24 protein-coding genes and 1 pseudogene are annotated in these 25,086 nt (G+C 73.5%); 10 read left to right on the forward strand and 15 right to left on the reverse strand.

What is annotated here, in order from left to right:
- Nucleotides 1-19: 19 nt before the first annotated feature.
- A complete protein-coding gene (locus ACFV1W_RS11595) occupies nt 20-1,351 on the reverse strand; it encodes an NAD(P)/FAD-dependent oxidoreductase (RefSeq protein WP_380415388.1) in 1,332 nt (443 codons plus the stop codon).
- A 367-nt stretch (nt 1,352-1,718) separates the two neighbouring features.
- Nucleotides 1,719-2,624, reverse strand: coding sequence for a TIGR01777 family oxidoreductase (locus ACFV1W_RS11600; RefSeq protein WP_380415390.1), 906 nt, complete (start codon nt 2,622-2,624; stop codon nt 1,719-1,721).
- A gap of 65 nt (nt 2,625-2,689) precedes the next feature.
- Here ACFV1W_RS11600 and ACFV1W_RS11605 point away from each other — a divergent pair, with 65 nt between their 5' ends.
- Nucleotides 2,690-3,190, forward strand: coding sequence for a GNAT family N-acetyltransferase (locus ACFV1W_RS11605; RefSeq protein ID WP_380415392.1), 501 nt, complete (start codon nt 2,690-2,692; stop codon nt 3,188-3,190).
- 121 nt (nt 3,191-3,311) lie between these two features.
- On the forward strand, nt 3,312-4,382 hold the full coding sequence (locus tag ACFV1W_RS11610; RefSeq protein ID WP_380415393.1) for a DUF2510 domain-containing protein: 1,071 nt from the start codon (nt 3,312-3,314) through the stop codon (nt 4,380-4,382).
- Nucleotides 4,383-4,386: 4 nt separating this feature from the next.
- Here ACFV1W_RS11610 and ACFV1W_RS11615 read toward each other — a convergent pair whose 3' ends face one another.
- The 7 genes and pseudogenes from ACFV1W_RS11615 to cobU form a co-directional block, all read right to left on the reverse strand.
- On the reverse strand, nt 4,387-4,905 hold the full coding sequence (locus tag ACFV1W_RS11615) for a DUF4240 domain-containing protein (RefSeq protein WP_380415539.1): 519 nt from the start codon (nt 4,903-4,905) through the stop codon (nt 4,387-4,389).
- A 123-nt stretch (nt 4,906-5,028) separates the two neighbouring features.
- Nucleotides 5,029-6,780: a 2-oxoglutarate dehydrogenase, E2 component, dihydrolipoamide succinyltransferase gene (gene sucB / locus ACFV1W_RS11620; protein ID WP_380415395.1), complete on the reverse strand. Its 1,752-nt coding sequence runs from the start codon at nt 6,778-6,780 to the stop codon at nt 5,029-5,031.
- Between the two features lie 66 nt (nt 6,781-6,846).
- Nucleotides 6,847-8,235: a dihydrolipoyl dehydrogenase gene (gene lpdA / locus ACFV1W_RS11625; RefSeq protein ID WP_380415397.1), complete on the reverse strand. Its 1,389-nt coding sequence runs from the start codon at nt 8,233-8,235 to the stop codon at nt 6,847-6,849.
- A 444-nt stretch (nt 8,236-8,679) separates the two neighbouring features.
- On the reverse strand, nt 8,680-10,185 hold the full coding sequence (locus ACFV1W_RS11630; RefSeq protein WP_380415399.1) for a leucyl aminopeptidase: 1,506 nt from the start codon (nt 10,183-10,185) through the stop codon (nt 8,680-8,682).
- A 258-nt stretch (nt 10,186-10,443) separates the two neighbouring features.
- Nucleotides 10,444-11,235, reverse strand: a complete 792-nt coding sequence (locus tag ACFV1W_RS11635; RefSeq protein WP_380415401.1) for an adenosylcobinamide-GDP ribazoletransferase — start codon at nt 11,233-11,235, stop codon at nt 10,444-10,446.
- Nucleotides 11,236-11,433: 198 nt separating this feature from the next.
- Entirely contained in the window at nt 11,434-12,549 is a 1,116-nt protein-coding gene (locus ACFV1W_RS11640) for a nicotinate-nucleotide--dimethylbenzimidazole phosphoribosyltransferase (protein ID WP_380415403.1), read from the reverse strand.
- Nucleotides 12,550-12,701: 152 nt separating this feature from the next.
- Nucleotides 12,702-13,250, reverse strand: a pseudogene (cobU, locus tag ACFV1W_RS11645) (bifunctional adenosylcobinamide kinase/adenosylcobinamide-phosphate guanylyltransferase); the annotation flags it as partial.
- Nucleotides 13,251-13,370: 120 nt separating this feature from the next.
- Between cobU and ACFV1W_RS11650 the strand changes: the two are divergent.
- Nucleotides 13,371-13,571 carry a hypothetical protein gene (locus ACFV1W_RS11650; RefSeq protein ID WP_380415405.1) on the forward strand — a complete coding sequence of 67 codons (201 nt, stop codon included), beginning with the start codon at nt 13,371-13,373 and terminating at the stop codon, nt 13,569-13,571.
- Nucleotides 13,572-13,589: 18 nt separating this feature from the next.
- Here the strand turns inward: ACFV1W_RS11650 and ACFV1W_RS11655 are convergent, their stop codons facing one another.
- Together ACFV1W_RS11655 and ACFV1W_RS11660 are read right to left on the reverse strand one after the other, a co-directional pair.
- A complete protein-coding gene (locus ACFV1W_RS11655) occupies nt 13,590-14,330 on the reverse strand; it encodes a class I SAM-dependent methyltransferase (RefSeq protein WP_380415540.1) in 741 nt (246 codons plus the stop codon).
- Nucleotides 14,331-14,509: 179 nt separating this feature from the next.
- Complete coding sequence (locus ACFV1W_RS11660) at nt 14,510-15,109, reverse strand: DUF3043 domain-containing protein (RefSeq protein WP_380415407.1); 600 nt, start codon at nt 15,107-15,109, stop codon at nt 14,510-14,512.
- 299 nt (nt 15,110-15,408) lie between these two features.
- Here ACFV1W_RS11660 and ACFV1W_RS11665 point away from each other — a divergent pair, with 299 nt between their 5' ends.
- Both ACFV1W_RS11665 and ACFV1W_RS11670 read left to right on the forward strand, forming a co-directional pair.
- Nucleotides 15,409-16,218 (forward strand): PspA/IM30 family protein, encoded by an 810-nt coding sequence (locus tag ACFV1W_RS11665; protein ID WP_380415408.1) that lies wholly within the window; start codon nt 15,409-15,411, stop codon nt 16,216-16,218.
- A gap of 40 nt (nt 16,219-16,258) precedes the next feature.
- Nucleotides 16,259-16,558 carry a hypothetical protein gene (locus ACFV1W_RS11670; protein WP_380415410.1) on the forward strand — a complete coding sequence of 100 codons (300 nt, stop codon included), beginning with the start codon at nt 16,259-16,261 and terminating at the stop codon, nt 16,556-16,558.
- A gap of 98 nt (nt 16,559-16,656) precedes the next feature.
- On the opposite strand, the gene nadA is transcribed toward ACFV1W_RS11670, so the two are convergent.
- The gene (nadA, locus tag ACFV1W_RS11675; protein ID WP_380415412.1) at nt 16,657-17,841 is read right to left on the reverse strand and encodes a quinolinate synthase NadA; all 1,185 of its coding nucleotides are present in this window, start codon (nt 17,839-17,841) and stop codon (nt 16,657-16,659) included.
- 220 nt (nt 17,842-18,061) lie between these two features.
- Here nadA and ACFV1W_RS11680 point away from each other — a divergent pair, with 220 nt between their 5' ends.
- The 3 genes from ACFV1W_RS11680 to ACFV1W_RS11690 all read left to right on the forward strand — a co-directional run bounded on the left by ACFV1W_RS11680 (nt 18,062) and on the right by ACFV1W_RS11690 (nt 21,153).
- Nucleotides 18,062-18,985 (forward strand): NADP-dependent oxidoreductase, encoded by a 924-nt coding sequence (locus ACFV1W_RS11680; RefSeq protein WP_380415413.1) that lies wholly within the window; start codon nt 18,062-18,064, stop codon nt 18,983-18,985.
- A 150-nt stretch (nt 18,986-19,135) separates the two neighbouring features.
- On the forward strand, nt 19,136-19,600 hold the full coding sequence (locus ACFV1W_RS11685) for an Lrp/AsnC family transcriptional regulator (RefSeq protein ID WP_270147404.1): 465 nt from the start codon (nt 19,136-19,138) through the stop codon (nt 19,598-19,600).
- A 185-nt stretch (nt 19,601-19,785) separates the two neighbouring features.
- Nucleotides 19,786-21,153, forward strand: a complete 1,368-nt coding sequence (locus ACFV1W_RS11690) for a pyridoxal phosphate-dependent decarboxylase family protein (RefSeq protein WP_380415415.1) — start codon at nt 19,786-19,788, stop codon at nt 21,151-21,153.
- 97 nt (nt 21,154-21,250) lie between these two features.
- Here the strand turns inward: ACFV1W_RS11690 and ACFV1W_RS11695 are convergent, their stop codons facing one another.
- Nucleotides 21,251-22,114: a GNAT family N-acetyltransferase gene (locus tag ACFV1W_RS11695; RefSeq protein WP_380415416.1), complete on the reverse strand. Its 864-nt coding sequence runs from the start codon at nt 22,112-22,114 to the stop codon at nt 21,251-21,253.
- 247 nt (nt 22,115-22,361) lie between these two features.
- On the opposite strand from ACFV1W_RS11695, the gene erpA reads away from it, so the two are divergent.
- Complete coding sequence (erpA, locus tag ACFV1W_RS11700; RefSeq protein WP_030282750.1) at nt 22,362-22,715, forward strand: iron-sulfur cluster insertion protein ErpA; 354 nt, start codon at nt 22,362-22,364, stop codon at nt 22,713-22,715.
- Between the two features lie 90 nt (nt 22,716-22,805).
- Here erpA and ACFV1W_RS11705 read toward each other — a convergent pair whose 3' ends face one another.
- A complete protein-coding gene (locus ACFV1W_RS11705) occupies nt 22,806-23,501 on the reverse strand; it encodes a hypothetical protein (protein WP_380415417.1) in 696 nt (231 codons plus the stop codon).
- An 89-nt stretch (nt 23,502-23,590) separates the two neighbouring features.
- Complete coding sequence (locus ACFV1W_RS11710) at nt 23,591-23,809, reverse strand: hypothetical protein (RefSeq protein WP_380415419.1); 219 nt, start codon at nt 23,807-23,809, stop codon at nt 23,591-23,593.
- Nucleotides 23,810-24,089: 280 nt separating this feature from the next.
- Between ACFV1W_RS11710 and ACFV1W_RS11715 the strand changes: the two genes are divergently transcribed.
- The gene (locus tag ACFV1W_RS11715; RefSeq protein WP_380415420.1) at nt 24,090-25,067 is read left to right on the forward strand and encodes a carbohydrate kinase family protein; all 978 of its coding nucleotides are present in this window, start codon (nt 24,090-24,092) and stop codon (nt 25,065-25,067) included.
- Nucleotides 25,068-25,086 lie beyond the last annotated feature (19 nt).

A 25,086-nucleotide genomic window follows, 5' to 3' on the forward strand; every position in this document is an offset into this window, starting at 1 on the left:
CGCCCGGTGGACACGGCGCTCAGGCCGCCGCCTCCGCCTCCCGCGAACCGGCCGGCAGCCCCAGGTCGCCCAGCACCGCCTGCGCCGCCCGCCGTCCGGAGACCAGCGCGCCCTGCACGGTGCTGCTGTCCCGGTGGTCCCCGGCGACGTACAGCCCGGCCAGCAGCCGCACCGGGCGGCGGAGGTTGTGCGGCGGCGGCATCGCGGGCAGCGCGTCCGGGACGTGCCGCACGCTGAGGAACTGCCAGTCCGCCGTCGAGGTGCCGTACAGCTCGGCGAGCCGGGCCCGGACGGCCGGTTCCAGCCCGGCCGGGCCGCCCGCGTCGAAGGAGCGCCTGCCGAGCACGGTGGTGGCGACCAGCGCCTGACCCGCCGGGGCGTAGGACGGGTGCAGCTCGCTGAGCACCAGCGAGTGCGAGACCAGCGACGGGTGCCCGTTCGGCCGGTCGGCGTCGAGCAGCAGCACGGCCTCGTTCAGCGGGGCCCGGTCGGCGGCGTGGAAGAAGGTGGTGACGGGGTGGAAGTCCGGCAGCCGCAGCCCGGGCAGCAGTCCGGCGGCGGAGCGGGCGTCGGTGGCGACCACCACGGCCTGGGCGCCGATCCGCCCGTGGGCGAGGGTCTCCACGCCGTCGGCACCGATCGAGGTGACCTGCACCCCGGTCCGCACGGTGCCGGCGGGCAGTGCGGCGGCCAGCTGGGCCGGCACGGCCGCGATCCCGTCGGCGGGCAGACAGAGCCGCCCGCGCGCGTACGAGCGCAGCGCCAGATCGGCGATCCGGCTGCTGGTGCCGAGGGCCGGATCGCCGAGCAGGGCGCTGAGCAGCGGCCGCAGGAAGCCGTCGATGCTGCGCGGGGCGAGCCCGTGGCCGGTCAGCGCGCGGGCGGCGGTGGTCTCGGGGCGGGCCTTCAGGCGGCCGGCCGGGGTGCCGGCGATCCGGCCGAGCCAGCTGCCGAGGCGTGCCTTGTCCAGCGGGCTGCCGAGCGGGGCCCGGAGCGCGGCCTGCCGGGCGGCGGTGAGCTGCGGGTCCCCGGCGCGGTAGCGGCGGCCGGCGCTGTGCACGAGTACGCCGGGCGCGAGCGGGCGCAGGTCCAGGCGGTCGAGGTCGAGGGCCCGGCGCAGCTCCGGGAAGGCGGTGTTCAGCAGGTGGCCGCCGTCGTCGAGACGGAAGCCGTCCACTGAGCGGGTGGCCATTCGGCCGCCGATCCGGTCGGTGGTCTCCAGGACCTGAACGGTCAGGCCGTGGCCGGTGAGTGCGCGGGCGGCGGCCAGGCCCGCGAGTCCGGCGCCGACCACGACGACGTCCGGGTCGGACGGTCGGCGGGCGCGGCGGGTGAAGTCGTACGTGGGCACTGGCGTGCTCCCTCCCTGGTCCCGGGGCTCCGGCCGACGCAGGCAGCGGGGTGCCGGGAACGGTCCGAGGAAGGTGATGCCCAGTCAGTGTGAGCATCAGACAAATGCGATGAGCTCGATGCGGGGGTCGGGAGGGGTTGTGCGACACCGGGAGGGGGCGCGGTCACGGACAGTGCGCCGTACGGGCCGGGTTGCCCGGCAGACGGGCGCGCACGGTCACCGGGGGCGTGCGACGCGCCCGTTGTGTGCTCCCGTGCGCCCCCTCCCGGAGCCCCCTCCGACCCCGCCCGGCATATGCCTCTGGCCAGGGCGAATGCCGTAGCGGACCTACGCAGGGCGGTGCGTCACCGCCCCGCGCGCGCGTCCGTCACAGCGCCGCCCGCACCGCCGACTCCAGGTCGGGGTGGGCGAAGCGGAAGCCCGCGTCCAACAGCCGCCGCGGCACCACCCGGTGGCTGCCGACCACCTCGACCGCCAGCTCCCCGAGCACCAGCTTGAGCACGGCCTCCGGCACCGGGAACGGCGTCGGCCGCCGCAGCGCCCGGCCGATCGCCGCGGTCAGCTCCGCGTTGGTGGCCGGCTCGGGCGCGGTGAGGTTGAAGGCGCCGGAGAGGTCCTCCCGGTCGATCAGGAACCGCAGCGCGGCGACCTCGTCGGCCAGTGAGATGTAGCTCCAGTACTGCTGACCGCTGCCGAGCCGCCCGCCCAGGCCCAGCTTGAACAGCGGGAACAGCCGCCCGCCCGCCCCGCCCGCGGCGGAGAGCACCATCCCGGTGCGCGGGTGGACGACCCGGATCCCGGCCCGTTCGGCCGGCCGCGCGGACGCCTCCCACTCCAGGCAGACCTCGGCCAGGAAGTCGTCCCCGGCGGGGGAGTCCTCGTCGACCACCCGGTCGCCGGTCTGCCCGTACCAGCCGACCGCGGAGGCGCTGACCAGCACCCGCGGCGGCTCCTTGAGTGCCGCCAGTGCGACCGCGAGGGTCTCGGTGCCGTACACCCGGCTCTCCCGGATCTCCCGCTTGTAGGAGTCCGACCAGCGCCGGTCGCCGACCCCGGCCCCGGCCAGGTGCGCCACCGCCTCGACCCCGGCGAGCCCGTCCCGGTCGACCTCGCCGAGCAGCGGGTTCCAGCCGATCGCGGTGCTGCCGTCGGGCTGCGGGCCCGTCCTGGAGCGGTGCCGGACCAGCCGGACCACCTCGTGGCCGTCCGCCAGCAGGGAGCGGACGAGCGCCGAACCGATCAATCCCGTGGAGCCTGTGACAGCGATGCGCATGGGCCCATCCTCGCAGTTCTTATCGCCTGTCACCCTTCGCACGCGCCCCGTTAGCATCACGCAGCATGACCCGCAATGACGATCTGACCATCCGCCCGGCCCGGCCCGAGGACGAGCGCGGACTCGCCGAGCTCAACCGCGCCGCCTGGTCCACCCTGTCCGACGTCTCCCCGGAGCCGTCCGCCGAGGAAGGGGTCTTCGACGAGCGGCACACCCCCGACCAGTACCTGCTCGCCGTCCTGGACGGCCGGATCGTCGGCTACGTCCGCCAGGTTCCGCCGACCCCGCTGGCCGCGAACCGGCACGTCCGGCAGATCCAGGGGCTGGCGGTCGACGACACGGTGCGCGGCCGGGGCATCGGCCGGCGGCTGGTCGAAGCGGCCTGCGCGGCGGCCCGGGCCGGCGGCGCCCGCAAACTGACCCTCCGGGTGCTCGGCTGGAACGCCCCGGCCCGTCGGCTGTACGAGAGCTGCGGCTTCGTGGTCGAGGGCTCGTTGGCCGAGGAGTTCCTGATCGACGGCCGCTACGTGGACGACGTCTGGATGGCCCGCCGACTCACCGACTGAACCCCCGCCGGACCCGCCGGAACCCGCCCCGAACGACCTGACGCCCCGTCGGAACGGGCGTCGCAGAGTCGTGACGTACCTGCCCTGTCTGGAGCGGCACGCCGCCGGGTACCGTACGCCCGTGAGCAACTCGACGCCTCCCGGGTGGTACCCGGTCCCCGGTGCGGACGGCGCGCCCGGTCACGAGCGCTGGTGGGACGGCAACGCCTGGACCAGCGAGGTCCGGCCGCTCCAGGGCGGCGCCGGGCAGGTCGCCGACGCGCCGACCCAGACCTGGCAGCCCTCCGCCCCGCAGCAGCAGCCCGGCTACGGCTACCCGGCGCCGAGCGGCTCACCCGCCCCCGGCTACGGCTACCCGGTCCAGGACGCGGCCCAGGCCCCCGGCTACGGCTACCCCGGCCAGGCACCGTACCCGGGCCAGTCGCCGTACCCCGGCCAGGAGGGCTACCCGGGCGCCGTCTACGGCTACCCGCCGCCGGCCGGCCCCGGGCGCAGCAGGACCGGCGTGATCGTCGGCGTCGGCGTCGCCGTGCTGGTGGTGGGCGGGATCATCGCCGGGCTGGTGCTCGGCAACGGCGGGGACCCGAAGGCGGGCCCGACCCCGGACCCCACGGTCACCGTCACCCGGAGCGACAGCCCCTCGCCGAGCCCCACCCCGACCCGGAAGACCCCGGCCCCCAAGCCCGTCCCGTCCCTCAAGAGCACCGTGCCGGACCCGCAGCACGCGATCAGCGTCCCGGTGTTCGACGGCTGGGACGCGGCGGCCAACTCCGCGCACTCCACGGTCTACCTCGGCAGCGGCCGCTACACGTGCGCCGACGGCAACTCCTGCATCCGCGGCCAGTTCTCGATCGAGAAGGACACCGCCCAGGGCGACACCCCCAAGGCCGCCGCCGACGCCGCGATGCCGGCCTACGCCGGGACGATCTTCAGCGGGATCTCCTCCCACACCGACTCCGGCTCCGGCTACGTCAGCGTCGCCGGCGTGCTCGGCTACGCCACCCGCTGGCACGTCCGCACCTCGGACGGCACCCAGGGCTACGTGCTGCTGGCCGCCGTCCCGGCCAAGGGCGGCGGCTACGTGGTGTTCGAGGGCGGCGTGGACGACGACCCGGCCGCGCCGGACGCCTCGGTGCTGGACCAGATCCTCAAGGGCATCAAGCAGGACAGCTCCTCCGGCAGCAGCACCTGAGCCGCTACTGGTCCCCGTAGCGTTCCCAGAGCTTGGGGAAGCGTTTCGCCATGACGTCCGGGTCCTCGAAGTCCAGCGGGGTCCCGGACGGCCGCCCCGCCTCCCGCCCGCCGACGTCCGGCAGCGGCAGGCCGGTCAGCTGCTCGTACGCCTCGTCGGCGGCGTAGCCGAGGTCCTCGGCCTCGCCGTCCTCCTCCTCGTCGAACTCCGGCAGCAGGTCCGCCAGGTCGTCCGGTTCGGCGAGCCCGCCCTCGAAGACCTCCCGGCCCTGGCCGATCAGCCAGCAGCGGAAGTAGTCGAAGGTCTCCTCGGAGGCACCGTCCAGCAGCAGGTGGGCGGCGCCCCACAGGTCGTGGCGGTAGGCGCGCTGGAACCGGGCCTCGAACAGCCGGGCGAAGTCGATCACGTCGTCCGGGGTCAGCTGGACCAGGCGCTCCACCAGCCGCTCGGCCTGTTCGTCGGGATCGCCCGCGGCGGCCTCCCAGGTGTCGTCGATGATCTGCCAGAAGTCGGTCTCGTCCATCACGGCTCAAGCATCCCTGTTCCGCCGCCTCCGCGCATGCCATGACCCGGCGGAAAGCGCATCCGGAAAGCCGGGAGCCCCGCGCCGTCCGGGGACGACGCGGGGCTCCCGGGCCGGGACGCCTTACAGGCCGAGCTCGACCTCGAACTCGCCGGCCTCCAGGATCTCCTTGACCGCGACCAGGTAGCGGGCGGCGTCGGCGCCGTCCACCAGGCGGTGGTCGTAGGAGAGCGACAGGTAGGTCATGTCACGGATGCCGATGGCGGTGCCGCCGTCGGCCTCGATGACCACCGGGCGCTTGACGGTGGCGCCGATGCCCAGGATGGCGGCCTGGTTCGGCGGCACGATCACCGTGTCGAACAGCGCACCGCGCGAGCCGGTGTTGCTGATGGTGAAGGTGGCGCCGGACAGCTCGTCCGGGGTGATCTTGCTGTCGCGGACCTTGGCGGCCAGCTCGGCGGTCTTCTTCGAGATGCCGGCGATGTTGAGGTCGCCCGCCCCCTTGATGACCGGGGTCATCAGACCCTTCTCGGAGTCCACGGCGATGCCGATGTTCTCCGAGTCGAAGTAGGTGATGGTGCCCTCGGCCTCGTTGATCCGCGCGTTGACGACCGCGTGGACCTTCAGCGCCTGGGCGGCGGCCTTGACGAAGAACGGCATCGGGGAGAGCTTGACGCCCTCGCGGGCGAGGAAGCCGTCCTTGGCCTTGGCGCGCAGCGACATGATCTTGGTGACGTCCACCTCGACCACGCTGGTCAGCTGCGCCTGCTCGTGCAGGGCCTTCATCATGTTGTCGCCGATGACCTTGCGCATGCGGGTCATCTTGACCGTCTGGCCGCGCAGGGCGGACGGCGCGGCGGCGGCCTTCGGCGCGGCGGCCGGGGCGGCAGCGGCGGCCGGGGCCGGAGCGGCCTTGGCGGCCTCCGCGGCGGCGATGACGTCCTGCTTGCGGATGCGGCCGCCGACGCCGGTGCCGGCGACGGAGGACAGCTCGACACCGTGCTCGGCGGCGAGCTTGCGCACCAGCGGGGTGACGTAGGCGTCACCGTTGTCGGCCACCGGGGCAGCCGGGGCAGCCGGGGTGGCGACGGGGGCCGGGGCGGCGACCGGGGCAGCCGGGGCGGCGACCGGGGCCGGGGCCGGAGCGGCCGGAGCCGGAGCGGCAGCCGGGGCCGGAGCGGCCGGAGCAGCGGCCGGAGCCGGAGCGGCAGCCGGGGCCGGGGCAGCGGCCGGAGCCGGAGCGGCAGCCGGGGCCGGGGCGGCAGCGGCGGCACCCGGGGCACCGATCAGCGCGAGCTGGGCACCGACCTCGGCGGTCTCGTCCTCGCCGACCAGGATCTTGACGACGACACCGGCGACCGGCGACGGGATCTCGGTGTCGACCTTGTCGGTCGAGACCTCCAGCAGCGGCTCGTCGACCTCGACCGTCTCACCCTCGGCCTTCAGCCAGCGGGTGACGGTGCCCTCGGTGACCGACTCGCCGAGGGCGGGCAGCAGCACCGGGGTGGCGTCGCCGGCCGGAGCCGCCGGCGCGGCAGCCGGAGCAGCCGGGGCCTCGGCGGCCGGAGCCGGAGCGGCAACCGGGGCGGCCGGAGCGGCCTCGGCGGCCGGAGCGGCGGCAGCGGCCGGGGCGCCCGAGCCGTCGTCGATGACCGCCAGCTCGGCGCCGACCTCGACGGTCTCGTCCTCGCCGACCTTGATCGAGGAGAGGATGCCGGAAGCCGGGGCCGGGATCTCGGTGTCGACCTTGTCGGTCGACACTTCGAGCAGCGGCTCGTCGACCTCGACACGCTCACCCTCGGCCTTCAGCCAACGGGTGACGGTGCCCTCGGAAACGCTCTCGCCCAGCGCGGGCAGTGTTACTGAGACCGCCATGGTTTCAGCGACTCCTATCAAGTCTTGCGTACGGGAAGTACTGGAAACGGGGGGTGGTGGGCGCGATCAGTCGTGCGCGTGCAGCGGCTTGCCGGCCAGCGCCAGGTGCGCCTCGCCCAGGGCCTCGGACTGGGTCGGGTGGGCGTGGATGAGCTGCGCGACCTCGGCCGGCAGGGCCTCCCAGTTGTAGATCAGCTGGGCTTCGCCGACCTGCTCGCCCATGCGGGCGCCGACCATGTGGACGCCGACCACGGCGCCGTCCTTGACCTGGACGAGCTTGATCTCGCCGGCGGTCTTCAGGATCTTGCTCTTGCCGTTGCCGGCCAGGTTGTACTTCAGGGTGACGACCTTCTCCTTGCCGTACAGCTCGACGGCCTTGGCCTCGGAGATGCCGACGGAGGCGACCTCCGGGTTGGAGTAGGTCACGCGCGGGACGCCGTCGTAGTCGATCGGCATCGGCTTGAGGCCTGCCAGGCGCTCGGCGACCAGGATGCCCTCGGCGAAGCCGACGTGGGCGAGCTGCAGGGTCGGGGCGAGGTCGCCGACGGCCGAGATGGTGGGCACGTTGGTGCGCATGTACTCGTCGACCAGGACGTAGCCGCGGTCCATCGCGACGCCGTTCTCCTCGTAGCCGAGGCCAGCCGAGACCGGGCCGCGGCCGATGGCGACGAGCAGCAGGTCGGCGTCGATCTGCTTGCCGTTCTCGGTGGAGACGCGGACACCGGTCTCGGTGTACTCCACGCCCGAGAAGCGGGCCTTCAGCTCGAACTTGATGCCGCGCTTGCGGAAGGCGCGCTCCAGCAGCTTGGAGGAGTTCTCGTCCTCCAGCGGGACGAGGTGCGGCAGCGCCTCGACAATGGTGACGTCGACGCCGAAGGACTTCCAGACCGAGGCGAACTCGACGCCGATGACGCCGCCGCCCAGGATGACGGCCGACTTCGGGATCCGGTCGAGCTTGAGGGCGTGGTCCGAGGAGATCACGCGGTTGCCGTCGATCTCCAGGCCCGGAATCGAGCGCGGCACCGAACCGGTGGCCAGGACGATGTGGCGGCCTTCGATGCGCTGGCCGTTCACGTCCACCGAGGTCTGCGAGGAGAGCTTGCCCTCGCCCTGGACGAAGGTCACCTTGCGGGAGGCCACCAGGCCCTGCAGGCCCTTGTACAGGCCGGCGATGACGTCGTCCTTGTACTTGTGGACGCCGTTGATGTCGATGCCCTGGAAGGTGGCCAGAACGCCGAACTCGGCGGCCTCCTTCGTCTCGTCCGCGATCTCGGCGGCGTGCAGCAGAGCCTTGGTCGGGATGCAGCCGCGGTGCAGGCAGGTGCCGCCCAGCTCACCCTTCTCGACCAGGGCAACGCTCAGACCCAGCTGAGCGGCGCGGAGCGCCGCGGCGTAACCGCCGCTTCCGCCTCCGAGAATGACTACGTCGAAAACGGTGCTGGCGTCGTTCGCCACGTCACGTCCTCCATGCAATGGGGTGGGTCGCCGGGCCGGTCGCGGTCCGGTGGGTCGGAAGCCCTTGTGGGGCGCCCAGTCGTGCCGGAAATACATCTTCGCACTTGTTCGCGGTGGCTGATGTCCGGGTCCGCCCCAGGGGTGTCCCGAGGAGCGGTCACCGGGGCGGGAACACCCCCGACGGAAGGGCATCATCGCAGCTCAGAGCTGTATTGACAGCCGCCGGACGGGCGTCTTCCGCCCGCTGTGCGGCCACCTCTTCCGCACTGCGGAACAAAGTTTCGCCCGTGGCGAACAGAGGTGCGGTGGGCCGTCCTCGTCTACTCGCAGGTAACCAGCGCGGGAACGCCGACGGGGGCCCGGCGCGTGTGCGCCGGGCCCCCGTCGGGGCTCAGGTCCGCAAGGACCGGGGCCACGATCAGGCCGACCGATCGGGCCCGCGGATCAGGCCTTGCCGTTGGCCGCGGTCTGCTCCGCGAATCGGACCAGGGTGCGCACCGCGCTCGCGGTGCCGCCCTTCGGGGTGTAGCCGAACGGGGCGCTCTCGTGGAACGCCGGGCCGGCGATGTCCAGGTGCGCCCAGTCGATGCCCTCGGCCACGAACTCCTGGAGGAACAGGCCGGCCACCAGGCCGCCGCCCATCCGCTCGCCCATGTTGGCCAGGTCGGCGATGGTCGAGTCGGTCATGCCCTTCTTGAGCTCGGCCGGCAGCGGCATCGGCCAGGACTGCTCGCCGACCTCGCCCGCCAGGGCGTGCAGGTTCTCGCGCAGCTCGTCGCTGTTGGCCATCACGCCGAAGGTGCGGGTGCCCAGGGCCAGCACCATGGCGCCGGTCAGGGTCGCCACGTCGACGATGACGTCCGGGTTGTCCTCGCCGGCCTTCACGATCGCGTCGGCCAGCACCAGGCGGCCCTCGGCGTCCGTGTTCAGGACCTCGACGGTCTTGCCGCCGTACATGCGCAGCACGTCACCCGGGCGGGTGGCCGAGCCGGACGGCATGTTCTCGGCCAGCGCCAGCCAGGCGGTCACGTTGACGGTCAGGCCCAGGCGCTTGGCGGCCACCACGGCGGCGAACACGGCGGCGGCGCCGGCCATGTCGCACTTCATGGTCTCGTTGTGGCCGGCCGGCTTCAGCGAGATGCCGCCCGAGTCGTAGGTGATGCCCTTGCCGACGAAGGCCAGCGAGGCCTTCGCCTTCGGGTGGGTGTAGGCCACCTTCACCAGCCGCGGCGGGTTGGCCGAGCCGTTGCCGACGCCCAGCAGGCCGCCGAAGCCGCCCTTGGTCAGCGCCTTCTCGTCCAGCACCTCGACCTTGAGGCCGTGCTCCTTGCCGGCCGCCTGGGCGATCGCGGCGAAGCTCTTCGGGGTCAGGTCGTTCGGGGCGGTGTTGACCAGGTCGCGGGCGCGGTTCATCTCCTCGCCGATCGCGGTGGCCCGCTCCACGGCGGCCTTGGCGTCCTTGCTGCCCTTGCGGACGGTCAGCACGACCAGCTCGCCGACGGGCTCCTTGCCGTTGCCGTTGCCCTTGTAGGTGCCGAAGGCGTACGAGCCGAGCAGGCCGCCCAGCGCGACCGCCTCGACCTCCTCCGCGGACTCGGCCGGCAGGGCCAGCGCGGCCTTCTTGACGCCGGCCAGGGTGCGGGCGGCGGCACCGGCGGCGCGGCGCAGCGCCTCCAGCCCGTAACCGTCCTCGGCCGCCTCGCCGAGGCCGACCGCGAGCACGAGCGCGGCCTTCAGGCCCGCGGGGGAGGCCACCTTGACGGTCTCGCCCTCGGCGCCGGTCGCGCCCAGGGTGCCGAGGACCTCGGCCAGCTTGCCCTCGAACGCCTCGTTCACGGCCTCGGCGCCGGGGGCCAGCACAACGCCCTTGGGGCCCTTAGCGACACCGACCACCAGGGCGTCCGCACGCAACGAGGCGGCGGAGGAGGTGCTCACAGACAATGCAGTCACGTAATGCGTCCTGTTCTTTCGCGGTCCACGGCCGGTGGCGGCGTGACTGCCGCACCGGCGCAGCCCGCCGTCGCAGGCCGTCCGCCGACGGGCCCTGCGGTTCCGGGCCCCCTGGCGCGCGCGTCCGCCGACAGCGGCCGCGCACACCAGAGGCCCCGGCTCCTCGGTGCTCGCCGGGCGGGCAGGACCTGCCACGGTGCAGGGCTGCGGTGCTTCACGCATGGTAGTCCGCATGGTGGGATCACGCGCCGCCCGGTGTCAGCCGAGCAACGCCAGGGCGAACAGCGTCCCGGTCGCGGCGGTCTCCGCCATGGCGCCGAGCACGTCCCCGGTGATCCCGCGGAACCGGCGGACGCACCGTCCGAGCAGCAGTCCGGCGCAGCCGGTGCCGGCCACAACGGCCAGCGGCAGCCGCAGGGCTGACCACCCGTCGAACGATCCGCCCGCGGCCAGGGCGAGCGCCGCGAGGGCCGTCCCGGCGGCGGCCCCGACGGGCGGGACGGTGCCCGCCACCATCGCCCCGAGCCCGCCCGGGCGGGCGGCCGGCACCGACCGCAGGCAGCCCCAGGCGAGCGCGCACCGGGCGGCCACCGCCGAGGCGAGCACCGCGAGCGCGCCGCGAAGCACCGAGTGCCCGAACTGGCCGTCCAGGGCGGCGACCTGTGCCAGCAGCACCAGGAGCAGGGTCAGGACGCCGAACGGCCCGATGTCGGACTGCTTCATGATCCGCAGTGCGTCCTCGGCGGGCTTGCCGCTGCCCAGCCCGTCGGCGACGTCCGCCAGACCGTCCAGGTGCAGGCCCCTGGTCAACGCGGCCAGCGTTCCCACCGCCGTCACCGCCCCGAGCAGCCCGCCCGCCCGCCAGGTCACCAGCGCCCCCGCCCCTGCCGCGATCCCGCCCAGCACGACGCCGACCACCGGGGCCGCCGTCATCGCCCGGCCCCCCGCCGCCCGGTCCCACCGCTCCACCCGCACCCGCAGCACCGACAGCGTCCCGAACGCGAACCGCAGCCCCTGGCCCCACGCCACCCGCTCGCCGCCGTCGGCCATCACTCCCACTCCTTCACCACACCGCACCCCACAACAGAAGACCCCGGGCCCCGCACCACCCGAAGGCCGTGCCCTCCCCGGACAAGCAGAATCCCCGCGCCCCGGGAAGGGGCGCGGGGAACCGCGCGGGGCGGAAGGCCACGGGCCCGAGGCCCGAACGCCGACGCCCGGCCGCCGGACCGTTCGACCTCCCGGCCGCTACAGCCGTCGCAGCAGGTCGGCCGCCGAGGGCAGCTTCGGCTGCTCCTTCGGCGCCGACGGCACGAACGGCCGCGGCGCCTCCTCGGCGAGCGCGTCGCCCGCCGCCTGGAGCAGCGGCAGCGCGAGCACCGCGCCGACGCCCTCGCCCATGGTGACCTCCTGGTCCTGCAACGGCGTCAGGGTCAGCCGGTCGTACGCCTTCGCCTGGGCCGGCTCGCCGCTGGACTGTCCGGCCCGCCACCACTCCGGTGCCCGGAAGGCGATCCGCTGCGCGACCAGCGCGCAGGCCGAGGAGACCACGCCGTCGAGCACCACCGGCAGCCGTCGGACGGCCGCCTGCAGCAGGAAGCCGGTGATGGCGGCGAAGTCCGCCCCGCCGGTGGCGCCGAGCAGCGCCAGCTGGTCGCCGAGCACCGGCCGGGCCCGCCGCAGCGAGTCCCGGATGGTGGCGCACTTGACCATCCACACCCGGTCGTCGATGCCCGAGCCGCGTCCGCAGACCGCGGCCGCGTCCGTCCCGCACAGCGCGCCGACCAGGACCGCGGCCACCGTGGTGGAGCCGACCCCGAGGTCGCCGAGCAGAACCAGGTCGGTGCCGGAGTCGGCCTCCTCGTCGGCCACGGCCATGCCGGCCCGGAAGGCCCGTACGGTCTCCTCCGGGGTGAGCGCGTCCTCGACGTCGATCCGGCCGGAGCCGCGGCGGATCCGGTGGGCGACCACCTCGTCCGGGAAGTCCGCGGGGTCGGCGTCCACCGCGACGTCGACCACCCGCAGGCCCGCGCCGTAGCGCGCGGCCAGCCGGGCGACCGGCGCGCTGCCGTCGAGCACCGCCCGTACCCGGGCCGCGGTGCCGCCCTGGGCGGGCAGCCGGGAGACCCCGAGCGTGGCCACGCCGTGGTCGGCGGCGAACAGCAGCACCTTGGGCGCCGAGACCGGCCGCACGGGGGAGCGCCCCTGCACGGACGAGAGCCAGCTGCCCAGCTCCTCCAGCTTGCCGAGGCCGCCGCGCGGCCGCCCGGCCTCCTGCCAGCGTTCCTCGGCGGCGCGCCGGGCGCTGTCGTCGGGGCGCTCGACGAGCGAGGAGAACGCGTCGAGATCCACGGTCTTGTCCATATATCCGTTTCTCGCTCACAGCGCAGGATGCGCGAGGTACATTCGGGGGTCTGCCCCAGGCAGCGGTCAGGCTTGGCCGTCACGGGACTGCGCAAGCGGTCGAGTGAGAAGCCGCCTCGCTCGCTGAGGCGGAGGAGTCACCGTCGGGAAGGCTACACGCCAACCGATTTGATGGTCAGGACTTGTCCGGCCACGACCAGCAGTACCCGGTCCGCGGTGTCCGCCACCGCCATGTTCAGCCGTCCGAGAGCGTCTCGGAACCGGCGGCCGGCGGCGGTCGCCGGGACGACGCCCATGCCGACCTCGTTGCTCACCGCGACGACGGTGCGCGAGGTGGCCGCCCAGGCCGCGGCCAGCGCCCGGCAGCGGCGCTGCACCGCCTCCTCGGCCCCGTCGGCCCACGCCCCGTCGTCCCAGGCGTCGCAGTCGTCCATCACGGAGGTCAACCACAGCGCCAGGCAGTCGATCAGCACCGGCGCCGGGTCGGCGGTGTCGGCGAGCACGGCCTCCAACTCGCAGGTCTCGGCGGTGCGCCAGCTGTCCGGCCGGCGGTCCCGGTGCAGCGCGATCCGCTGGGCCCACTCGGCGTCGCCGTCCCGGGTGCCGCCGGTGGCCACGTACAGGACGTCCGGCCGGTCGGCGAGCAGCTGCTCGGCGCGGGTGGATTTGCCGGAGCGCGCGCCGCCGAGCAGCAGCGTGCGGGAGAGCGGGGGGTGGGTCACCATGGCGACCATCCTGCCGGACAGGCATACGGAAGATCGGGCCGGGCAAGCTATGGTGCGCAGCACACAAGGCAGCGTCAGTGGTGGGAGGAGCCGGGCATGGTCTGGACGTGGCGGTACGAGAAGGCGGACGGCAGCGCGGTGACGTCGAGCCTCGGCCAGGAGGAGTTCGCCGGCCAGGGCGACGCCGAGACCTGGATCGGGGAGACCTGGAAGCAGCTCGCCGAGGAGGGCGTGGACACCGCGGTCCTGCTGGAGGACGGCGGCAAGGTCTACGCGATGAGCCTGCACGAGGGCTGAGCCCCCGGGGCCCCGGCCCTACTTCGCCCCGATCACGTGCAGCAGCGCCGCGATCCGCCGGTACGGGTCGGTGCGGCCGGCCCGGTCCTCGGCCTCCAGCAGCTGGGCCAGCTGCCGCCCGTCCACCGGCGGGGCGGCGTCGTCGGGCGCGTTGTCGGTGAAGACCCGGACGCCGTACCAGTGCCGCAGCGGCACCGACACCTCGGAGAGGGTGACGGACAGGTCGGCGAGCCGGTCGGCGCGGGCGGCCAGCCCGAGCCGGTTGTAGTACCGGTCGCTCTCGAAGGCGTGCAGGGCGGCCCGCCAGTCCCCGGCGGCGGCGGGCCGCAGCGCGAGCGCGTCGCGGTTGCGGACCAGCAGCGAGAGCAGCCCGCCGGGCGCCAGCAGCCGGGCCAGCGAGGCGATCATCGGGTCCGGGTCGGGCAGGTACATCAGGACGCCGTGGCAGAGCACCACGTCGAAGCTGCGCGGGCCGAACCAGCGCCCGCACTGGTGGCCGTCGCCGCTGAGCAGCTGCATCCGGCCGCGCACCTCGGGCGGCTCCTCGGCGAGCGCCCCCTGGGCGACGCCGAGCGCGACCGGGTCGGAGTCGATCCCGGTGACGTAGTGGCCGGCCCGGGCGAGCCGCAGGGCCTGGGTGCCCTGCCCGCAGCCGATGTCGAGGACGCGCTGGGCGGTGCGGCCGGCCAGCTGTTCGGCGAGCTGCCGGGAGACGAGTTCCTGCCGGACGAAGTTGCGCAGTCCGCCGAGCCGGTCCAGCCAGGCGCCGGTGCCGCCGGCGAAGGAGCCGCTGCGGGAGGGCAGCCGGCGTTCCTGGCCGAGCCGGTCGTGGCCGCCGTCGCCCTGGCCGGGGAGCGTGCCGCCCTGCCCGGGCAGGGCGTAGAGGCCGGGCCCCTCCCAGGACGGGGGGGCCCAGCCGGAGTCCACCGGTTCGGCGGTCAGGGCTTCTCCCCGCGCCGCACCTGCGGCTTGGGCAGGCGCAGGCGGCGCATCTGCAGGGTGCGCATGATGCCGTACGCGACCACACCGCGGGTGTTCTGCCCGGCGAAGCGCTCGCCCAGCTGCTTGCGCAGGCCGAAGCCGAGGCGCACGAAGTCCAGGATCACCATGACGAAGAACAGCAGGAACAGCAGCGTGGACAGCAGCTGCAGGGTGGGCACCTTGATGATGCTCAGCACCAGGATGACCACGGCGGCCGGCAGGAAGAACTCGGCGAGCGACCAGCGGGAGTCCACGTAGTCGCGGGCGAACTTGCGCACCGGGCCCTTGTCGCGGGCCGGAAGGTGGCGCTCGTCGCCGTCGATCAGCGCCTGGCGCTGCTTCTCGCGCTCGACCCGCATCCGGTCGCGGGCCTGGCGGGAGGCCTCCTTGCGGTCCTTGGGCACCGTGACCCGGGTACGCCGGCTGGCCTCGGCCTCGCTGCGCTTGGGGGTGGGGCGGCCCTTCTTGGCCTGCGGGTGGCGGGCCTGGGGCGTCTCGTCCTGCTTCTCCAGCACGGTGGCGGAGGCAGCGGCATCATCTGAACGGCGTCGGAACACACCCCCAGCGTACGGGGTGCGGCGCCGCGACCGCGGGTCCCCTCGGACCCAAACGCATATCGATCCGTCCGGCCGCGTCCCGAACCGGGTTCCCGGCCCCTTCCCGTAGGGGATCAGTCGGATGGAGTATGGGGAGGACGAGAGGCGGATCCACCCCGGGGATGAGGAACTGCCGCTGGTCGCTGTAGCAGTCTTGTTGCAGGCAGGTGCACTGCGGCGACGGGCTCGCTGCACATACACTCGTCGTGTCTGGTAACGAGATCAAGACCGCAGGCCGGAGAAGGGGGCACCCGAGGCCCATGAGCGACGGAATCATGAAGCGTATGGGGCTGATCTTCCGCTCCAAGGCGAACAAGGCCTTGGATCGGGCGGAGGATCCCCGTGAGACGCTCGACTACTCCTACCAGAAGCAGCTCGAACTGCTGCAGAAGGTACGGCGTGGTGTCGCGGACGTCGCGACCTCGCGCAAGCGCCTGGAACTCCAGCTGACCCAGCTCCAGCAGCAGTCCGCGAAGTACGAGGACCAGGGCCGCAAGGCGCTGTCCCTGGGCCGCGAGGACCTCGCGCGCGAGGCGCTGACCCGCAAGGCCAACATGCAGTCCCAGATCAACGACCTGGAGACGCAGTACCAGCAGCTGCAGGCCGAGGAGGAGAAGCTCACCCTCGCCTCCCAGCGCCTGCAGGCCAAGGTGGACGCCTTCCGCACCAAGAAGGAGACCATCAAGGCCACCTACACCGCGGCGCAGGCCCAGACCCGCATCGCCGAGTCCTTCTCCGGCATCTCGGAGGAGATGGGCGACGTCGGCCTGGCCATCCAGCGTGCCGAGGACAAGACCGCGCAGATGCAGGCCCGGGCCGGCGCGATCGACGAGCTGCTGGCCTCCGGCGCGCTCGACGACGCCAGCGGTCTCGGCCGCAAGGACGACATCGAGGCCGAGCTGGAGCGGGTGGCCGGCGGTTCCGACGTCGAGCTGGAGCTGGCCCGGATGAAGGCCGAGCTGTCCGGTGGCCCCGCCGCCGGCCCGGCCGCGATCGAGCAGGGCAAGCCGGCCCAGCAGCCGCAGGGCGCGCAGTCGCAGGACACCCCGCGCATCAACTACAACAAGTGACCTCAGCTCGACCCCCACGAGGACCAGGGAGACGCACGGCATGATCATGAGGGTCATGGGTGAGGGGCAGTACGAGGTGGGCGAGGACCACCTGAACCTGCTCAACCAGCTCGACGACGAGCTGCTCACCGCGGTGGAGTCGGGCGACGAGGAGAACTTCCGCCAGGCCTACGGGAAGCTGCTGGATGCCGTGAAGCAGTACGGCACCCTGCTGCCGGACGACTCGCTGGAGCCGTCCGAGCTGATCCTGCCGAGTGCCGAGGCCACCCTCGACGAGGTCCGCGCCCTGCTGCTCTCCGAGGGCGAGGGCGTGATCCCGGGGTTCCCCGAGTACGAATAGGCCGCGCGGCCGCTGCCAGACGAAAGGGCGGGTCCCCTCCGGTGGGAGGGGACCCGCCCTTCGTTCGCGCGGTGCGCGCGTCCCGCGGCGCGGCCGGACTACGGCAGGGCCAGCATCCGGTCCAGCGCGGCCTTGGCGTACTTCTCGGTCTCCGGGTCGACGGTGATCACGTTCGGCACCCGGCCCTCGACCAGCGACTCCAGCGCCCAGACCAGGTGCGGCAGGTCGATCCGGTTCATGGTCGAGCAGAAGCAGACCGTGCGGTCCAGGAAGACGATCTCCTTGTCCGGGTGCGCCTTGGCCAGCCGGCGGACCAGGTTCAGCTCGGTGCCGATGGCCCACTTGGAGCCGGGCTCGGCGGAGTCCAGGGCCTTGATGATGTACTCGGTCGAGCCCACCATGTCGGCGGCCGTGACGACCTCGTGCTTGCACTCGGGGTGCACCAGGACGGTCACGCCGGGGATCCGCTCGCGGACGTCGTTCACCGAGTCCAGGCTGAACCGGCCGTGCACCGAGCAGTGGCCGCGCCAGAGGATCATCTTGGCGTCCCGCAGCTGCTCGGCGGTCAGGCCGCCGTTCGGCTTGTGCGGGTTGTAGAGGACGCAGTCTTCCAGCGAGAGGCCCATGTCCCGCACGGCCGTGTTGCGGCCGAGGTGCTGGTCGGGCAGGAAGAGCACCTTCTGGCCCTGCTCGAAGGCCCACTCCAGGGCGCGCTGGGCGTTGGAGGAGGTGCAGATGGTGCCGCCGTGCTTGCCGGTGAAGGCCTTGATGTCGGCGGAGGAGTTCATGTACGAGACCGGGACGGTCACGTCGGCTATGCCGGCGTCGGTCAGCACGTCCCAGCACTCGGCGACCTGCTCGGCGGTGGCCATGTCGGCCATCGAACAGCCGGCCGCGAGGTCGGGCAGCACGACCTGCTGCCGCTCGCTGGTGAGGATGTCCGCGGACTCGGCCATGAAGTGCACGCCGCAGAAGACGATGTACTCGGCCTCGGGGCGGGCCGCGGCGTCGCGGGCGAGCTTGAAGGAGTCGCCGGTGACGTCGGCGAACTCGATGACCTCGTCGCGCTGGTAGTGGTGGCCGAGGATGAAGACGCGGTCGCCGAGCGCGGCCTTGGCCGCGCGGGCGCGCTCGACCAGGTCGGGGTCGGAGGCCGGGGGGAGGTCACCCGGGCACTCGACTCCGCGCTCGCTGTTCGGGTCGGCCTCCCGGCCGAGCAGCAGCAGAGCGAGCGGCGTCGGAGCGGGGTCGACGCCGTAGGTCTCGGTGATGGTGGTGGTCACGGGCGGGTGCCCTTCTGTGCGGCCGAGCTAGCGGTGGGGCCTTTTCGTCTATCTGACGCTATCTATTCTAACCGGTTAGCGTCAGAGTGACGATGGCCATCCTGTCGATGTGACGAGAACCGCTTGGCGAAACGGTTCCCCAGCGGAGCCGCATAGGCCATCTTGGGGGCCCGCCCGCGGCCGAATCGATATTTCGAAGCCTACGGGTATGGCTGAGCCCATGAAAGCAATCGCGATCAACCGCTACGGCGGCCCCGAGGTCGTCGAGTACACCGACCTGCCGGACCCCAGGGTCGGGCCCGACTCCGTACTGGTGCAGGTCCGGGCGGCCGGAGTGAACCCGGTGGACTGGAAGGTCCGCGACGGCGCCCTGGACGGCCTGCTGGACGTGCACTTCCCCCTGGTCATGGGCTGGGACGTGGCGGGCGTGGTCCGCGCCGTCGGCGGCGGGGTGACGGAGTTCGCCCCCGGCGAGGAGGTGTACGGCTACGTCCGCAAGGACGCCGTCGAGCACGGCACCTACGCCGAACTGGTCTCCGCGCCGGTCCGCACCCTGGCCCGCCGCCCCGCCGCGCTGGACTGGGCGCAGTCCGGCGGCCTGCCGCTGGCCGGGCTCACCGCGCTGCAGAGCCTGAACGCCCTGCGGATCGAGGCGGGGGAGACGGTCCTGGTGCACGCGGCGGCCGGCGGGGTCGGCCACCTGGCCGTCCAGATCGCCCGGGCCCGCGGCGCCCGGGTGATCGGCACGGCGGGCGAGCGCAACCACGACTACCTGCGCGGCCTCGGAGCCGAGCCGGTGACGTACGGTGAGGGCCTGGCCGAGCGGGTCCGGGCGCTCGCCCCGGACGGTGTGGACGCGGCGCTCGACCTGGTGGGCCGCGGCGCCGTCCAGGTCTCCGCGGACCTGGTGGCCGACCCGGGCCGGATCGCCTCGACCACCGACTTCGGGGTCAAGGCCCTCGGCGGCCACTACGTCTGGGTCCGGCCGGATGCGGCGGGCCTGGCGGAACTCGCCGCCCTCGCCGACGACGGCCGGCTCACCGTCACCGTCGCCTCCACTTTCCCGCTGGCCCAGGCCGCCTCCGCCCAGGCCCTCAGTGCCGAGGGCCGCACGAGGGGGAAGATCGTCCTCCTGGTCGGATGACCGTTCCCTCGCCGTCATCCGTCGGCGATGAACTCGTCCAGGTCATCCGCCAGAATGGGTGGCGAACCGTTTCGGCAGCGACGTCGGCAAGCACCGGCCGCCGCCGGGACGCCCCCTCGACCCCCGCACGACCCGTGGAGCCCCGCACCGATGACCAGCAGCCGAGCGCACGAGGTGATCGGGGCCGACCTGGACGAGACCGACCGGCAGCTCCTCGCCCGCCTCGGCAGCGACGGCCGCGCCTCCTACGCCGAGATCGGTCTCCAGGTGAACCTCTCCGCCACCGCCGTGCGCCGCCGGATCGACCGGCTCCGGGCGCGCGGCGTGGTGCGGGGCTTCACCGTGGTGCTCGACCCGGCCGTGCTCGGGTGGCAGACCGAGGCCTTCGTCGAGGTCTACTGCCGCGAGCGCACCGCCCCCGAGGAGATCCTGGCCAGCCTGCGCCAGTTCCCCGAGGTGGTCGCCGCCTGGACGGTCACCGGCGACCCGGACGCCCTGGTCCACCTGCGGGCCGCCGACATGCGCCACCTGGAGGCCGTCATCGAGCGGATCCGGCGCGAGCCCGGCGTCCAGCGCAGCCGCTCCTCGGTGGTCCTCTCCCAGCTGATCGGCTGACCCGCGCAGGGGTACGCAGGAATCCTGCGCGGACCCGTCCGAAGACGCTCGAAACCTGCCTGACCAGCCGCGATCCGACGCGCGGCGGAGCACCGGCGCTGCCTACGCTGATCACGTCCGGTCAGTGCGGTGAGGCGTCCCGCGGACCGGATCCCCCGACACCCACACAGCCGAGAGGGACAGCCGTGTCCGCAGCACCCGACCGCATGCACCGGCCCGACAACGAACTGGTCGACCTGGTTTTCGACTACATGCGGGAGCGGCTGCAGTACGACCCCGTTCCGCTCGACCACCCCGGTGACGGCGAGCACCTGCGCTCCCAGCTGGCCGGCCTGCTGAACCAGGACGGCAACGACCCGGCCGACGTCCTCAAGCTGTACGACCACGAGCTGTCCCGCGCGGTCATCTCCGCCGACAGCCCCCGCTACCTGTCCTTCATCCCGTGCGCCCCGACCAAGGCCGCGCTGCTGTTCGACATGGTCGTCTCCTGCGCCTCGCTCCAGGGCATCTCCTGGCTGGAGGCGGCCGGCGCCATCGCCGCCGAGAACCAGGTGCTGCGCCTGATCGCCGACCGGGCCGGGCTGCCCGCCTCGGCCGGCGGCTGCTTCGTCTCCGGCGGCTCGGCGGGCAACCTCTCCGCCCTGGTGGTCGCCCGCGACACCGCCCGCCGCCGCCTCGGCGTCGGCCCGGAGGCCCGGCTGCGGATAGCCGTCGCCGACCAGGTGCACTCCTCGGTCAAGAACACCTTCAACATCATCGGCGTCGAGGCCTTCAAGGTCCCGACCGTGAACCGCCGGTTCACCGGCGAGGCGCTGCGCGCCGCCCTGGCCGCCGACCCCCACCCGGAGACGGTGATCGCCGTCGTCGGCACCGCCGGCACCACCAACGAGGGCATCGTCGACGACCTGGCCGGCCTCGCCGAGGTCGCCCGGGAGCGCGACCTGTGGTTCCACGTGGACGGCGCCTACGGCGGCGCGGGTCTGTTCGCCCCGTCGGTGCGCGAGCGCTACAACGGCATCGAGCACGCCGACTCCTTCGTGGTCGACCCGCACAAGTGGCTGTTCGCCCCCTTCGACTGCGCCGCGCTGATCTACCGCAACCCGCAGCTCGCCCGCGCCGTGCACACCCAGGACGCCTCCTACCTGGACGTCCTGCACACCGAGGGCGACGAGTGGAACCCCACCGACTACGCCTACCACCTGACCCGGCGCGCCCGCGGCCTGCCGCTCTGGTTCTCGCTGGCCGTCCACGGCGTCCAGGCCTACACCGACGCCATCGAGACCGGCCTCCAGCTGGCCCGGGACACCGCCCAGCTGATCCGCGACACCGAGCACCTGGAGCTGCTGTTCGACCCGCAGCTCTCCGCCGTCTGCTTCAAGCGCACCGGCTGGACCAACGACGACTACTACCGCTGGTCGCAGCAGCTGCTCGCGGACCAGATCGGCTTCGTCACCCCGACCGGCTGGGACGGCGAGACGGTCGCCCGCTTCGCCTTCCTGCACCCGGGCACCACCATGGCGATGGTCGAGGAGATCCTGGACACCATGGCCTGATCGGGCTCCGTCGTCCGTACGGCCCCCCACCGGTCCTCCGGTCGGGGGCCGTGCGCGTGGCCGGCGTCCCCAGCCGTGGGCGGTGCCGGCGCTCGCGCTACAGGAACGCCCCGCTCGGCAGGTACGGGCTCGGCGGCCGCATCCCGCGCACCCCGACGAAGCCGCTGGTCTCCGGGGTCAGCCCGACCTCCAGCCCGACGTCCAGGGCCCACTCCTGCTCCGCGGTCAGGTACTCCACCCGCGCCTCGGCCCCGTCCGGCACCCGGGCCAGCGCCTCCCGCAGCAGCCGGGCCCCGATCCGCTTGCTGGTCGCCGCCAGCAGCCGCACCGTGCCGCCGTCCCGGTAGCAGTAGCCGCTGCCGGCCAGCGCGTCGGCGACCAGGAGCTCCTCGAAGTGCCCGAGCATCAGCTCGTGGTCGGGCCCGTGCGCGGACCCGCGCAACCGGCGGTCCACCGAGTCCAGCAGGTGCAGGTGGCGGGCGTTGCCCGGGTGCACCGGGATGTCGCCCGGGTCGGTCAGCCCCTCCCGGTCGACCCACCCGGTCAGCCGCATCGCCGGGTGCAGGGTGAACCCGGCCAGCCGGTAGCGGCGGGCCGCCGCCGGGGAGTCGCCGGCGCAGACCATCCCGCGCAGGCAGCCCCGGGCGTGGGCCAGCGCCCGCTCGAACAGCAGTCGCCCGATCCCCTGGCCCCGCGCGGACGGGCGGACCGCGAACAGCGAGGGCGTCCACAGGCCCTCGCGGCGCATCGACAGCACCACCCCGACCGCCTGCCCGCCGCTCTCCGCCAGCCAGCAGCCGCCGGGATCGGTGCGTGCCAGGTGCCTGGTCCTGGCCACCTGCAGCGGCGTCGGCGCCGGCGGCCGCGCGGGGTCGTCGGACGGTGCGGCGAACGCGGCGAGGGACAGCTCCGAGACGAGCTCCGCGTCCGCTGCGGTGTCCCTGACCTGGCGAAGGATCATGCCGACCATCCTGGCGTCCGGGGCGCGGCCGCGGGGCCCGTTCACCCGGATCCATGACGTGCGCGGTGACCCGTCCTCCCCGGTTGTGCGAGCATGGGAAGCGTATGGGGACACGGGTGGCACACCCGGCCCACGGAAGATCCGCCGTCGAACAGGCCGAGAATTCCATCGCCGTCCGGGAATTGAAACCGGGCGGCCGTTGGTTGGCACTGGCGGCAGACCGTCGTCAAAGACCGGGAGAAAGCAGATGACCGTCCAGGACGAGACCACCGTCGAGAGTGGCATCCTCCTCACCGATGCCGCCGCGGCAAAGGTCAAGGCCCTGCTGGAGCAGGAAGGCCGCGAGGACCTCGCGCTGCGCGTCGCCGTCCAGCCCGGTGGCTGCTCCGGCCTGCGTTACCAGCTGTTCTTCGACGAGCGTTCGCTCGACGGCGACGTGGTGAAGGACTTCGGCGGCGTCAAGGTCGTCACCGACCGCATGAGCGCCCCGTACCTGGGCGGCGCCACCGTCGACTTCGTCGACACCATCGAGAAGCAGGGCTTCACGATCGACAACCCGAACGCCACCGGCTCCTGCGCCTGCGGCGACTCCTTCAGCTGAGCCCGGAGGCTCACTGAGCGAGAAGCGGTGAGGCGGCCCCGGGGACTTCCCGGGGCCGCCTCTCGCGTTCCAGCGGTTCCACCGGTACTGCTAACGCGCCGCGCCGTCCGGGGTCACCGGGTCCAGGCCCGCGTGCGGGTCGCCCTCCAGCGGCACCTCCTGGCCGCTCGTCCGGTCCACCACCGTCCGCCCGGCCAGCGGCGAGCGCAGGTCGACGGAGACGGCCTGCCGCTTGGCCATCGCGGTGCAGACGTGCCCCGGCTGGACGGTCGGCGGACCCGGCACGACCGTGACGCCCACCTGGCCCTGCTGCGACTCGTCCGCCTTCACCGCGTACGTGGTGCAGACCCCGCCGAAGAAGTAGACGGTCAGCTTGTTGCTGCCGTCCAGCCGGTAGCCGACCGGCGGCCGCACGTTGGGGTTGGCCGCTCCGGTACCGGCCGGGTCCGGCTCACCGGGCGCGATCCCGTTGACCGGGGGAGTGGCCGCCGCGGAGGGCCGCCCGGGGGCGGGCTCCGCCGGGGTCGGGGACCAGCCGGTCGGCGCCTGACCCGACGGGCTCGCCGTCGCGGCCCCCGCGGACGGCGAACCGGAGGCGGACGGGGCCTGCGGGGAGGCGCTCGCCGGGGCCGAGGAGTTCGCGGAGGCCGCCGCGCTGCTCGCCGCCGCGTCCCCGGAGCCCTTGCCGTCCCCGTTGCAGCCGGCCAGGGTCACCACCGCCGCCAGTGCGGCCACTGCCAGGGCAACCGCCCGCCGACCACGGCGGGGCATCGTCTCCAGATCCATCTGCACATCCTCCCGAGGGCTCAGCGGCGCCGTCCCGGCCGTTCCGCGCGGATGTGACGTGCCCCGGTCGGATCAGGTTCCCCCGCCTCTCACATGCCGTACTCGGCCATCCCGGCGACCAGCCGCTGCGCCCCGGACGGCACCCGGACGCCGACGGAAGCGGGAGCGGCGACGGGCTCCGGCCCGGCCGCCAGCTGGGCCTGGGGCCAGAACCGGCGCAGCCGTCGGGAGGAGTCGACGAGCGCGTCGAGGGTCTCGCCGTCCGCGTCGGTCCGGCGGGTGGTCAGCGGGGGGTGTTCGGACATCATCGGGCATCGCTCCGATCCAGTGCCGTGGCCGCAACCGCCACGGTCGCCGACGGGCCCCGCCCGGTCCGGCGGGACTCCTGCGGCCGACCCTAGGCCCGGCTCCGGAGGCCCACCAGTCCTACCCGGAGGTAGTACACGGTCGAGGGGCCGGGGTGCCACTCCGGCCGAGGGACCGGTGGCGGCAGCTTGCCGGACTCTTGCTGGCGGGCCGTGCCGGACGGGTACCGTGGGTGGGTTCATCCGTGCCCGCTGGCCCTGTTGCCATCTTGAGGAGACCTCCGTGCGTATCGCCGTCGCCGGCTCGATCGCCACCGACCACCTGATGACGTTCCCCGGTCGGTTCGCCGACCAGCTCGTCGCCGAGCAGCTGCACACCGTGTCGCTGTCGTTCCTGGTCGACGCCCTGGACATCCGCCGCGGCGGGGTCGCGCCGAACATCTCCTTCGGCATGGGCGTGCTCGGGCTCCGGCCGATCCTGGTCGGTGCCGCCGGCGCGGACTTCGCCGAGTACCGCAGCTGGCTGGAGCGCAACAACGTGGACTGCGAGTCCGTCCACATCTCCGAGACCCGGCACACCGCCCGCTTCATGTGCACCACGGACGAGGACCACAACCAGATCGCCTCGTTCTACACCGGTGCCATGGCCGAGGCCCGCAACATCGAGCTCAAGCCGGTCGCCGACCGCGTCGGCGGCCTCGACCTCGTCCTGGTCGGCGCCGACGACCCCCAGGGCATGGTCCGCCACACCCAGGAGTGCCGCACCCGCGGCTACGCCTTCGCCGCCGACCCCTCGCAGCAGCTGGCCCGCCTGGACGGCGAGGACATCCGCGAGCTGGTCGACGGCGCCGCGTACCTGTTCACCAACGAGTACGAGGCCGCGCTGATCGAGAGCAAGACCGGCTGGGACGCCGAGGAGCTGCTCACCCGCGTCGGCACCCGGGTCACCACCCTGGGCAGCAAGGGCGTCCGGATCGAGCGCAAGGGCGAGGCCCCGGTCCTGGTCGGCTGCCCCGCCGAGGACGCCAAGGTCGACCCGACCGGCGTCGGCGACGCCTTCCGGGCCGGCTTCCTGGCCGGTCTGTCCTGGGAGCTCGACCTGGAGCGCGCCGCCCAGCTCGGCTGCATGCTCGCCACCCTGGTGATCGAGACCGTCGGCACCCAGGAGTACGAGCTGCGCCCGACCGCGTTCCTGAAGCGCTTCGAGGCCGCCTACGGCGCCGAGGCCGCCGCGGAGATCCGCTCGCACCTGGTGAAGTAGCCCCCCGTGCGACCGGCTC

Origin of the sequence: Kitasatospora sp. NPDC059648 (assembly GCF_042734825.1) — a bacterium.
GTDB lineage: Bacteria > Actinomycetota > Actinomycetes > Streptomycetales > Streptomycetaceae > Kitasatospora.